This is a genomic window from Streptomyces dysideae, assembly GCF_001514305.1.
In the GTDB taxonomy this organism is placed as follows: Bacteria; Actinomycetota; Actinomycetes; order Streptomycetales; family Streptomycetaceae; genus Streptomyces; species Streptomyces dysideae.
On record NZ_KQ949091.1, the window covers coordinates 44,290 to 56,447 of the forward strand.

Annotated in this window: 8 protein-coding genes; 1 reads left to right on the top strand and 7 read right to left on the bottom strand. The window is 71.4% G+C overall.

Going from position 1 to position 12,158, the window contains the following annotated elements; genetic code table 11:
* Positions 1–105: 105 nt before the first annotated feature.
* Positions 106–573 (bottom strand): MarR family winged helix-turn-helix transcriptional regulator, encoded by a 468-nt coding sequence (locus tag AQJ91_RS25025; RefSeq protein WP_067025946.1) that lies wholly within the window; start codon positions 571–573, stop codon positions 106–108.
* A gap of 136 nt (positions 574–709) precedes the next feature.
* On the opposite strand from AQJ91_RS25025, the gene AQJ91_RS25030 reads away from it, so the two are divergent.
* The gene (locus AQJ91_RS25030) at positions 710–1,123 is read left to right on the top strand and encodes an organic hydroperoxide resistance protein (protein ID WP_067025948.1); all 414 of its coding nucleotides are present in this window, start codon (positions 710–712) and stop codon (positions 1,121–1,123) included.
* A gap of 66 nt (positions 1,124–1,189) precedes the next feature.
* On the opposite strand, the gene AQJ91_RS25035 is transcribed toward AQJ91_RS25030, so the two are convergent.
* The 6 genes from AQJ91_RS25035 to AQJ91_RS25060 form a co-directional block, all read right to left on the bottom strand.
* Positions 1,190–2,782, bottom strand: a complete 1,593-nt coding sequence (locus AQJ91_RS25035; protein ID WP_067025949.1) for a hypothetical protein — start codon at positions 2,780–2,782, stop codon at positions 1,190–1,192.
* A gap of 88 nt (positions 2,783–2,870) precedes the next feature.
* Positions 2,871–5,111: a bifunctional glycosyltransferase/CDP-glycerol:glycerophosphate glycerophosphotransferase gene (locus tag AQJ91_RS25040; RefSeq protein ID WP_067025952.1), complete on the bottom strand. Its 2,241-nt coding sequence runs from the start codon at positions 5,109–5,111 to the stop codon at positions 2,871–2,873.
* Between the two features lie 7 nt (positions 5,112–5,118).
* Positions 5,119–7,317, bottom strand: coding sequence for a bifunctional glycosyltransferase/CDP-glycerol:glycerophosphate glycerophosphotransferase (locus tag AQJ91_RS25045; protein ID WP_067025954.1), 2,199 nt, complete (start codon positions 7,315–7,317; stop codon positions 5,119–5,121).
* Positions 7,318–7,475: 158 nt separating this feature from the next.
* Positions 7,476–9,749: a bifunctional glycosyltransferase/CDP-glycerol:glycerophosphate glycerophosphotransferase gene (locus AQJ91_RS25050; protein ID WP_067025956.1), complete on the bottom strand. Its 2,274-nt coding sequence runs from the start codon at positions 9,747–9,749 to the stop codon at positions 7,476–7,478.
* A 156-nt stretch (positions 9,750–9,905) separates the two neighbouring features.
* Positions 9,906–10,814: a carbohydrate ABC transporter permease gene (locus tag AQJ91_RS25055; protein ID WP_067025958.1), complete on the bottom strand. Its 909-nt coding sequence runs from the start codon at positions 10,812–10,814 to the stop codon at positions 9,906–9,908.
* Positions 10,811–12,154: a carbohydrate ABC transporter permease gene (locus AQJ91_RS25060; protein ID WP_079085171.1), complete on the bottom strand. Its 1,344-nt coding sequence runs from the start codon at positions 12,152–12,154 to the stop codon at positions 10,811–10,813. The genes AQJ91_RS25055 and AQJ91_RS25060 overlap by 4 nt, the downstream gene beginning before the upstream one ends.
* Positions 12,155–12,158 lie beyond the last annotated feature (4 nt).

The following is a 12,158-nucleotide window of genomic DNA, read 5'->3' on the forward strand; positions in this document are numbered from 1 at the left end:
TCGTAAGCCGGGGGAATGCCGCATCCGCCCTGATACGCCGTCAATAGGCGCTAAATGCATGATATGAGCACAAAATGCAGCTCCATGTCCGCGCCCGTCAGCCCCTCACTCCTCCGGCGCCCCCTCCACCGCCGCCGCGTCGAGCGCCTCGGTGAGTGCGTCGAGCCGGGTCCGCAGGTCGCGGATCTCGTCGAGGTCGATGCCGGTCGAGCGGGCGATCCGGCGCGGTACCTGAAGGGCGCGTTCGCGGAGGGCGGCGCCCGCGTCCGTCAGGCGTACCTCCACCGAGCGCTCGTCGTGCGTGCTGCGCTCCCGGCGTACCAGGCCGGCCGCCTCCAGTCGCTTGAGCAGCGGGGACAGTGTGCCGGAGTCGAGGCGCAGGTGTTCGCCGAGCTTCTTCACGGGCAGGTCGCCGTGCTCCCACAGCACCAGCATCACCAGGTACTGCGGGTAGGTGATCCCGAGGTCCTTGAGGACGATGCGATAGACGCCACCGAAGGCGCGCGACGCGGCGTTCAGGGAGAAGCAGATCTGCTGGTCGAGGCGGAGCCAGTCCGCTGTGGGTGCGGTCATGCCTCCAGGATAGCTCTTGTCCGCCATTTAGTTGTGTGCAATTGAATTGTGTGCTCTACTTGTGGTCGGCGGCGGCCCGGACAGACCAGCTGGAGCCCGCCGCCCCGTCACGACTTACGAGAGGGATGGTTTCTCCATGGACGCGATCTACACCGCTGTCGCCACCGCCACCCACGGCCGCGAGGGCCGTGCCGTCACCAACGACGGCAAGATCGACCTCGCGCTGGCCATGCCGGTGGAGCTGGGCGGCAACGGCGAGGGCACCAACCCGGAGCAGCTGTTCGCCGCCGGGTACGCCGCGTGCTTCGGCAGCGCCCTCGGCCTCGTCGGCCGCGCGGCCAAGGTCGACGTCAGCGACGCCGCCGTCACCGCCGAGGTCGGCATAGGCAAGCAGGGCGAGGGCTTCGCCCTCAAGGTCGCCCTCCGCGTCGAGCTCCCCGACACCGTGGACGAGGCCACCGGCCGCAAGCTGGTCGAGCAGGCCCACCAGGTCTGCCCCTACTCCAACGCCACCCGCGGCAACATCGAGGTCGACCTCGTCATCGAGTAGGGCCCAAGAAACTCGTCATCGAGTAGGGCCCAAGAAACTCGTCATCGAGTAAGGCCCCAAAACTCGTCACCCGATCCGCGCCAGCACCTCCCCCGTCCGCGTACTCCACGCCACGACCACCGCCTCCTCCGGCACCGGATGCCACCGCGTCAGCAGCAGCCAGCGCGCGTGGTGGCGCCGGGCGATGGCGGTGCGCTCGGCGCGGGTCGAGTCCGGGGCGAGGTAGGCGCGGACATCGGCGAGGCGCCGGGTCCGCTCCCGCTCGTCCAGGGCGGGGTCGGGCCAGATGGGCGCGGCGAGGTTCGGCCCGTACCCGGCGAGGGACCGGGGGGCGTAGTGCCCGTCGGAGATCACCACCTCGCCGGGCCGGATGTGCTGTGCCGCCCATGCGTACGTCGGCCAGCGCGACGGCTGTTCCAACCCCACCGGGTCCAGTGAGCGCGGCACGACCGCTCCGCCCTGCACGGTGAGGAACCCGATACACGCCCCGGCGGCCGCCGCCCCGCCCAGCATCTTCCGCGCCCGGCGCCACGGCCGGGGCGCCGCCAGCTCCACCGCCAGCGCGAACTGGAGCGGCACCAGGGTGAGCCCGAGGATCCTGCCGTAGGTGTAGTGGCCGCTGAGCCAGCCGTACGCCACGACCAGGCAGTCCAGGGCGAACAGCAGGACGAGGGGATCCCGCCGGGAACCCCTCTTCCAGCGCAGCCACAGCGCCGGCAGTCCCAGCAGCGCCAGCCAGAACCGGCCGCCGAGCTGCTCGTACAGCCGCCGGTGCATCCAGTCCACGCTGTCGTCGCCGGCCAGCGCGAACACGTCGAAGTACGGCCAGGACGCCGCGACCGCCACGGCCACCAGCCCCGTCAGCGCCCACCGCCCCAGCACGGCCTGCCGCCACCCCCGCTGCCATCCGGCGACGAACGCCACCGCGCCCAGCGCCGCCGCCATCGCCGTGATCGGGTGGACCAGCAGGATCAGCCCGTACAGCGCGCCGAGCCCCGCGTACCCGGCGAGCCCCCGCTGCCCGCTCGGCCCGACGTACCGCACCTGCCGTTCGTCCCGTGCCCGCGCCCCTGTCAGCGCCCAGGCCCAGAACGTGAGCCCGATCGCGAACGCCGACGGGTAGCCGAGGTTCCCCGTCATCGACATCAGCCCGAGGTAGCCGCTCCACCAGGCCCGCTCGGTGCCCCACAGCAGCGTCATCGTGGCCACCGCCAGCACCGGCGCCCACGGTCTCGGGGTCAGCACGCGCACGAAGCGGCCGATGCCCGTCAGCAGGACCAGCAGGTTCAGCGGACCGGCCAGCCGCACCGTCTCCCAGCCCGTCAGCCCGGTCAGCCGGGCGAACGCGCCCTGCGCGACCGCGTACGGCGAGTAGTACGGACTGCCCGCGCCCGGCAGGTCGGCCATCGGGTGGCGCGGGTGGAGGAGGCTCGCCTTCAGGCGTTCCACGACCGCCGCGTGCTGGCCGGCGTCGCAGCACAGCGGCACCCGCCAGTAGGCCAGTGACATCACCAGCCAGAAGAGGAAGCCGAAGGCCTGGTACGGAGTGGGGCGCCAGGCGCGGCCGCCGCGCAGCGCCGTCGCGCCGCGCGCGGTCCGCCGGGCGAGGGCGCCGACGCCCACAGGACCGTCGTAGGAATGTGTGTGGGTCTGAGGCATTTGCCGTTTGTTCCCATGCGGCTCAACATCATTGCCTCACGTCACCTCATCGAGTGAGGGCTATCAGAGTCAGACAGGGCAGGCACGGTCAGGCCTTCACGGCCACGCCAGGAGATCCGGTCGCCGGGGACGGCACCGCGTCCGCCGTGACCACCGTCTCCGGCATCCGCTCGCCCAGCATCAGCGTCCGTACGACCCGCTCGGCCGCCCGCCCGTCGTCGAACTCGCAGAACCGCTCCCGGAACTCCTCCCGCAGCCGCGCCGACTCCTCGTCCTGCCAGGTCCCGGACGCGAACAGCCACGCCAACTCCCGGTACGAGCAAGACACATGCCCCGGCGCCTCGGCCGTGATGTCGAAGTAGGCGCCCCGGCTCGCCGCGTACGCGCCCCAGTCGTCGGCGTGGATCACGATCGGCCGGTCCAGGTTGGCGTAGTCGAACATCAGGGCGGAGTAGTCGGTGACCAGCACGTCGGAGGCGAGCATCACGTCCTCGACGTGCGGCTCGTCCGTCGCGTCGATCAGGACCCCGCGCGCGTGCAGATCCGCCAGCCCCATCCCGCGCGCGGTGCCCGCCGCCAGCGACGGGTGCAGGCGGACGACGAGGGTGTGGCCGGGGCTGAGGTCCGCGGCGAACCGGGCCAGGTCGACGCGGTCGACGTGGCCGCCCCGGCGGTAGTCGCGGCGGGTCGGGGCGTAGAGGACCACCGTGTGGCCGGGCGGGATGCCGAGCCGGGCGCGGACCGCCTCGCCGTCCTCCGGTCCCGCGTTGACCAGCACGTCGTTGCGCGGACTGCCGGTCCGCAGCGAGGTGAACCGGCACGGGAACGCCCGGTCCCACGCCAGCTCCGAGTGCCGGTTGGCGACCAGGCTGTAGTCCCAGCGGTCGGCGCGGCGCAGCATCTGCGGCACGTCGAAGCCGTGCCGGGCGCCGGGCTTGGTCAGCAGGTCGGCGCCCATGTACTTGAGCGGGGTGCCCAGATGGGTGTGGATGTGGACGCTGCCGGGCCGTTTGGCCAGGGTGCCGGGCCAGTTGACGTTGTTCACCCAGTACGTGGCCCGCGCCATCACCTCGTGGTAGCGCCGCGAACCGAACATCACATGGTCGGTGCCGGGCGGCAGCATGTCCACCGCGTCCTCCCGGACCACCCACACCCCGCGGATGTGCGGGGCGAGTTCACGGGACTTGGCGTGGATCGCTGCCGGGTCGCCGGACATGCCCCGGAGGTGGGTCGCCGAGTAGACGGCGAGGTGCGGATCGAGCGCGCGCTTCGACTGGGCGGTGTACCAGGCATGTTGGGCCCGCGCCGACACCGCCCCCGCCACCCGCCGCTTGCCGCTCCCGGCGGTCCTGCGCAGGTCACGCAGGCCGCGCGCCATCGCGTACGACGGGTAGGGCGCCGTCGCCAGCAGCCGCATCTCGGTGCCGCGCCAGCCGTCCGGCGGGGTGAAGCCGTCAGGGAGGCGACGGCGGTGGAAGGAGCGGATCTCGCGGTAGAAGGCCGAGCGGTCCGAAGGCGTCACCCGGTCCTCGCGGGCCAGCACGAACAGCATGTGGTCCAGCGCCCGTTCGAACAGCAGCGGACGCGCCCACGACAGGTCAGGGCGCTCCTCGAGGAACGCGAACAGGCCCTCGTACTGCGGGAAGATGTCGAAGTGGCGGCGCCCCGGCGTCTTGGTGATCGCGCCCTGCCGGCGCTGCCGGTACTCGACGCCGATCCGATCCAGGCAGGCGATGCGGTCCGCCAGCACCATCGAGCGGTAGGTGACGGGCGCGTCCTCGTACAGGCCGGGGGCGTACTGGAGTTTGTGCTCCAGGAAGAAGGAGCGCTTGTACGCCTTGTTCCAGGCGACCAGGAACAGGCGCAGATACTCCGGGTTCTCCCGGATGCCGAAGGTCTCGGTGCCCGCCGCGGCCAGCAGACCGGCCGATTCGCTGCGGCCGCCCCGGCCCCACCAGTGGGTGCGCACATGGTCGAAGACCAGCATGTCCGGGTCGTCGGCCGCTTCGAGGCGTGCGGCCACGGCGGCCAGCAGGCCCGGCGTGTAGGCGTCGTCGCTGTCCAGGAACAGGACGTAGTCGCCGCCGGCCCGCTCCAGGCCGGCGTTGCGGGCCGGGCCGAGGCCGACGTTCTCGGACAGGTGCAGCACCCGCACCCGCGGGTCGCGGTCGGCGTACTCGTCGAGGATCGCGCCGCACCCGTCGGGCGAGCGGTCGTCGACGGCGATCACCTCGAAGTCGGCGTACGACTGCCCGAGCACCGAGTCGAGGCACTCGCGCAGGAAGCCCTGCACCTTGAAGACGGGGACGATGATGCTGAAGCGGGGCACTGCTTCGTCAGCTCCTTACGAGGGTGGCGGCCGGGGCCGGGATGCGCTCCGCGAGCGGGATCACGGGTGGGACCGCCTCGGGCGGCTCGCCCAGCAGCACCTGGCGTACGACGCGTTCGGCGGCGCGTCCGTCGTCGAACTGGCAGAAGCGCTCCCGGAACGCGGCCCGCAGCACCGTCGCCGGACCGTCCGCGTACGAGCCGTCGCGGAACACGGCCGCCAGTTCCTCGGGCGTCCGCGCCACCCGGCCCGGCGGGGCCGCCAGCAGGTCGAAGTAGACGCCCCGCAGCTCCCGGTAGACGTCCCAGTCGTCCGCGAACACGACGATCGGCCGGTCCAGGTTGGCGTAGTCGAACATGATGGACGAGTAGTCGGTGATCAGCGTGTCCGCCGCCAGACACACGTCCTCGGCGGAGCGGTGCCCGGTGACGTCGATGATCCGGCCGGTGCCGCGGGCGCCGCCCTGGTCGTAGAAGTAGTGGGCGCGCAGCAGGACGACGTACTCGTCGCCGATCGCCTCGCAGAACGCCTCCAGGTCGAGGCTCGTCTCGAAGCCGGTGGCGTAGTCGCGGTGCGTGGGCGCGAACAGGAGCGCCTTCTTGCCCTCGGGTACGCCCAGTTCACGGCGGACGCGGGCGACGTCGTCGGCGGTCGCCGTGTAGTAGACGTCGTTGCGCGGATAGCCGTACTCGAGGGTCTCGTGCGCGGCGGGGTACGCGCTCTCCCACATCTCCGTGGAGTGCCGGTTGGAGGTGAGATTGTAGTCCCAGCGGTCCACGCGGGCCAGCAGCTTGGCGAAGCTGCCGGTCGCCGACGCCACCACGGGGTACGTCGCCTGGTCTGCGCCCATCTTCTTCAGCGGGGTGCCGTGCTGGGTCGACAGGTGGATACTGCCGGGGCGTTTGACGACGGCGTCCGCGAAGTTGGCGTTGTTGACCAGGTACTTGGCGCGGGCGAGGACGTCCCAGTACTTCCGGCTGCCGATCACCGCGTACTCGACGTCCTTCGGCAGGGTGTGCGCCTGGTCCGGCTCGACCAGGAACACCGAGCGCAGATGCGGGGCGAGTTCGCGGGCCTTCGCGTGGATCGCGGCCGGGGAGCAGGAGTAGCCGCGGCCCCAGTACGCGCAGTACACGGCGAGGTTCGCGTCCAGCGGCAGACGCAGCTGGAGCCGGTAGCGCAGACGGGCGCGCAGCATGTGCGGGCGCGGCAGGCCCTGAGCCGCCCGCGCCGCCACCCGGTTGGCGCCACGCAGCGCCCGGAACGCGGCGTACGAACCCGACGCCAGCAGCCGGTGCTGTACGCCGAGACTGCCGCCCGGCGTCCGGAACCCGGCGGGGCGGTGGCGCCGGTACAGCCGGCCGGCCCGGCGGAAGAAGGCACGGCGCCGCGACGGCAGCCGGCGCGGATGCGCGGCGGTCTTCAGTACGGCGGCGAAGAGCTGCTCGAACAGCGGCACGAGCCGGTCCCCGGGCAGCCCCTGCTCGGCGGCGTGCGTCAGCGCCAGCTCGGCCTGGTCGAGGAGCTCGAAGTGGTGCTCGCCGGGAAGGTTGAGCCGGTTGCCCTGGCGGCGCAGCAGATGCCGGACGACGGCCTCGCGCAGCACCGCCACCCGCTCGGCCGCCGAGACGACGCGGCTGCCGAAGCCGATGTCGGTGAAGTGCCCGTCGGGAAAGGCCAGTTGCCGGTCACCGACGAAGGCCCTGCGGTACGCCGCACTCCACGCCGGCAGCTGCACGCCGGTCACCTGCGGTGCCTCGCCCGGCGTGAAGGCCCCGTCCGGCGCCTTCGCCAGCAGGGGTTCGGCCGGGTTGGTCGGGTCGCCCTTCCACCACGGCGTCCGCTCGTGCTCGAAGTACAGGACATCGACGTCGCCGGTCTCCTTCAGGCGTGCGTCCAGCGCCGCCAGCGCGCCCGGTACGAGGAGGTCGTCGCCGTCCAGGAACAGCAGATAGGCGCCGAGCGCCGCTCGCAGCCCGGCATTGCGCGCCCCGGCCAGACCGGCCGACGGCGGCGAGGCCAGGGGGGCCAGCCGGGAGTCCCGCTCGGCGTAACCGGCGACGATGTCGGCCGCCGGGGAGTCGGGGGTGTCGCAGACCGGGATCAGCTCGAAGTCGCCGAAGGACTGGGCGAGGACCGAGTCCAGCGCCAGGGGCAGTCGGCCCGCGACCCCATGGGACGGGACGATGATGCTGAAGCGGGGCATTCTGCTCTTTCTGTCGATGGTGCTCGGGGAGACCGGGCCGCGCCTCCGCCGGTGTGACGGCGTCCTGGCCGCCCGGCCGGACGCCAGGTGGACGGCCGGCTGGGTGTGGGCCGGGACGGGCTGGACGGCATGCGAACTCCCTTGGGTGAGAACGATGTTCAGAGGCGGCCGGTGACGGCCGATGGACCCGCGGGTTGCGGAATGGTGGCGAGCGGGGAGTGCGCGAGGCCCGCGGCCGCCGACGGCACGGGAAGCCGCTTGGCGAGCGGGATGACCGGCGGCAGGCCGCTCTCCGCCTCGCCGAGCACGACATGGCGTACGACGCGTTCGGCGGCGCGTCCGTCGTCGTACGGGCAGAACCGCTCGCGGAACGCCGACCGCAGCCGGGCCGAGCGCGAGCCCTGCCAGTGCCCGGTGGCGAAGATGTCGATCAGCTCGTCCTCACTGCGCCCGACCGCACCCGGCGGGAAGGAACGCAGGTCGAAGTAGGTGCCGCGGGCCGCCTCGTACGCCGCCCAGTCGTCGTCGGCGGCGTGGATCACGATCGGCCGGTCCAGGTTGGCGTAGTCGAACATGATGGACGAGTAGTCGGTGACCAACGTGTCCGAGGCCAGGCACAGTTGCTCGACGCTCGGATGGTCCGTGACATCGATGACGCGGCCGGAGGTGGGCGCGAGGGGGCCGCCGTGCCGGTGGTGGGCGCGGGCGAGGACGACGAAGCGGGGGCCCAGGTGGCGCAGGATCCGGTCCAGGTTGAGCGTGAGCTGCTGGGTGCGGCGGTAGTCGCGGTGGGTGGGGGCGTAGAGGATCGCGACTGTGCCCTCGGGGATGCCGAGCGACTCGCGCAGCCGGGAGACGTCCGCCGAAGTGGCCTGCTGGAAGACGTCGTTGCGCGGGGAGCCGTACTCGAGCGTCCGGTAGTCGCCCGGACAGACGCGCTCCCAGGTGAGCGTGGAGTGGCGGTTGGCGGACACGACGTAGGTCCACTGGTCGACGCCCCGCAGCAGCTGGTCGAAGTCCATGTCCTGGGCGGCAGCGGGGCGCTCACGCAGGTCCAGGCCCATGTGCTTGAGCGGGGTGCCGTGCTGGGTCTGGACCAGGACCTGGCCGCGCCGCCTGACCAGACGGTGGTCGAAGTCGGCGTTGCCGAACAGGTACTTGGAGCGGGCCAGGGCCGTCCAGTACGCGGCTGTGTCCGGGCGCAGCCGCCGGGTGCCGGACGGGATCGTGTGGTGGTGCTCGGGGCGGGCGACCCAGGCCGTGCGGATGCGCGGGGCGTGGGTACGCACCGCCTGCTCCAGCGCGCCCGGGTGACAGCCGTGGCCTCGGCCCCCGTACGCGGCGAAGACGGCACGGTCGGCGCGGAGCGGGAGCCGGCGCTGGACGCGGTAGTGGAGCCGCAGGGCCGTCGACCGGAGGGTCGTCAGGAGGCGGTGGGTGGCCTTGCGGGTGCGGTGCAGCAGTGCCGCCGCCAGCTGCAGGGCGCGGAACGTGCGGTGCAGGCCCAGCCGGACCAGGGTGTGCCGCAGGCGGGCGCGCAGGCCGGCGGGGGCGCCCGCGGTGCGGTAACGGCGGTAGTGGGCGCGGGCCCTGCGCAGGAACTCGGCACGGCAGTCGCGCGGGAGGCGGTCGGGCCGGCTGAACACCGCCAGCAGGTGGTCGATCATGCGGCGGAACAACGCCGGGCGCCACTGCGTGAGTTCGGGGTTCTGGTCGACGTACGCGAAGACCCGCTCGTACTGCTCGAAGATGTCGAAGTGCCGCGGCCCGGCCGTGCCGAGGATGCTGCCCCGCCGGCGCTGCCGGTAGTGCACGCACACCCGGTCCAGGGTCGCCAGCGACTCCGCCGTCATCAGGACCGGGTAGGTCCACGGGGTGTCCTCGTAGTAGCCGGGCGGGAAGGTGAAGCCCCCCTCCTCGACGAACTCCCGGCGGTACGCCTTGTTCCAGGCGACCATGAGCAGCCGGGTCAGACCCGGACGGTCCTCCAGCCGGAACGGCGCCGGGCCCTGCTCGGTGAGCTGTGCGGCGGCCCGGTTGCGGACCGTCTCGCCCGTCCAGTAAGTGCGCGCGTAGTCGTAGACCAGGACGTCCGGTTCGCCGGTCTCCTTCAGCCGGTCGGCGATCGCGTGCAGGGCGCCCGGGGTGAGGGTGTCGTCGCCGTCGAGGAAGACGAGATAGTCACCCGTTGCCTCGGCCATACCGGCGTTGCGGGCCGGGCCAAGGCTCTGGTTCCGCGTCAGGTGCACGGGGCGTACGCGGGGATCACGGGCCGCGAACTCGTCGACGATCTCGCCGCAGGCGTCCGGCGAGCAGTCGGCGACGGCGATCAGTTCGAGATCGGGATACGACTGGGAGAGCACCGATTCCAGGCACTCGTGCAGGTACGCCTGAACCTGGTACGCGGGGACGATGACACTGAACCTGGGCAAGGGACATCCATGGGTCGGCCGACGCGGGCGTTCGGCCCGGGAACGGCCAATGGAGCGGCTTGGTTACGCGGCCGTACGGCATACGGGGGATGGTGAACGAACGCGGAGGGGCGGACCGGTGTCGGTCCGCCCCTCCGATCTGGCTGTTCTGTAGGGCTACTTGACCGCGCCCGCCATCACGCCGGTCACGAACTGCCGCTGGAACGCGAAGAACACGACCAGCGGGATCGCCATGGAGATGAACGCGCCGGGCGCCAGGACGTCGATGTTGTTGCCGAACTGCCGTACCTGCGTCTGGAGCGCGACCGTGATCGGCTGGCTTCCCGAGTCGGTGAAGATCAGCGCGACCAGCATGTCGTTCCACACCCACAGGAACTGGAAGATGCCGAGGGAGGCGATCGCCGGCCCGCCCAGCGGCATCACGACCCGCACGAACAGGCGCAGTTCACCGGCGCCGTCCAGACGGGCCGCCTCCAGGAGTTCCTTCGGGATCTCCGCGAAGAAGTTCCGCAGCAGGAACACCGCGAACGGCAGCCCGAAGCCGACATGGAAGAGGATCACACCGATCAGCGAGCCGAAGATGCCGATGTTGCCGAAGAGTTCGGCGATCGGGATCAGTGCCACCTGGACGGGGACGACCAGCAGGCCGACGACGCCCAGGAACCACCAGTCGCGGCCCGGGAACTCCATCCACGCGAACGCGTAGCCCGCGAGCGAGCCGATGACGACGACCAGGAGGGTCGCCGGGACCGTGATCATGACGGTGTTGAGGATCGAGTCGGTGATGTCGCTGTTCTGCAGGAGCTTGTCGTAGCTGTCGAAGGTGAGCTGGGAGGGCTTGCTGAAGACCTCCCACCAGCCGCTCGCGGCCATGTCCTCGGGCTTGCGGAGCGACGACAGCAGCAGACCGATCGTCGGGACCAGCCAGAACAGGCCCACCACGAGGAGGACCACCCGGACCAGGCCGCCGCTGACGCCCGAGGCGAGGCGAGCGCCCAGGGACCGCTCGGCCTTCACGGTCTCGACGGGCGCTGCCTTCGTGACACTTCCGGCCTCGGCCGTCATCGCCGCACCTCCCGCCTGAGCCTGCGGATGTTGAACCACATCACCGGGATGACCAGGAGGAGCAGGAACACCGAGATCGCGCTGGCGACGCCCGGCTGGTCCTCCGAGAAGCCCTTGCGGTACAGCTCCAGGGCGAGGACGTTCGCGTCGTCCTGGGAGGAGCCGGGGGCGATGATGTAGACCAGGTCGAAGATCTTCAGGACGTTGATCATCAGGGTGACGATGACGACCGCGAGGACGGGCGCCAGCAGGGGCACCGTGACCTTTCTGAACACCTGCCACTCGTTGGCGCCGTCGACCCGGGCCGCCTCCAGGAGGTCACGGGGGATGCCCGCGAGCCCGGCCGCGATCAGCACCATCGCGAAACCGGCCCACATCCAGATGTACGACCCGATGATGGCCGGGGTGACCAGGGACGGGCCCAGCCAGTCGAGACCGTTGTACGGCTCCTTGAAGTTGCTCGCCGGGAGCCGGAGCTGGGCCCCGTCGGCCGACGCGGGGAGCGTGAAGGTGCCGTCGCCGGCGGCCTTCGTCGAGGCGACGACCTTGCCGTCCCTGACCGCCTCGATCTTCATCCCGGGGTAGCCCAGCTCGGACGCGTCGGGTGCGCCGAGCGTGCCGACGCCCTTGCCGCGCGTGAAGTCCTGCCAGGTGGTGCCGGTGATCTTCCCCGGCTCCGGCTGCGGCGCCACGGCACGCTCGGCGTCGTCCGGAATCTGGTCGGGGGCGACACCGACGAGCGGGAGGGTGACCGTGTCGCCGGTACTGACGGGGGACTTGGTGATGAAGCCGCCCTGATCGGTTTGCAGCGGGGACTCACGGCCCGGGTGCGCCTTCGGGAAGGCGGAGGACTCGGCGAACGTGTCGTGGACGCCCACCCACACCGCGTTCGCGACGCCCTTGTCCGGTTCCTGGTCGTAGACCAGACGGAAGATGATGCCCGCCGCGAGCATCGAGATCGCCATCGGCATGAAGACGATCAGCTTGAACGCCGTGCCCCAGCGGATCCGTTCGGTCAGCACCGCGAAGATCAGGCCGAGCGCGGTGGCGACGGTGGGCGCGAACACCACCCAGATCACGTTGTTCTTGAGGGCGGTACGGATACCGTCGTCGGTGAACAGGGCCTCGTAGTTGTCGAGTCCGGCGAAGCCACTGCCGGACTGGTCGTAGAAACTGCGGACGACCGAGTACCCGATCGGGTAGACCACGAGCGCGCCGAGCAGCACCAGAGCGGGCAGCAGGAACAGCACTGCCACGGTCCTGCGCGTACCCGTCACGCTCTTGCGCGACTTGGGGGCGGCAGGGGTCGGAGGGACCCCTGCCGCCGAAGCGGACGCCATCGCG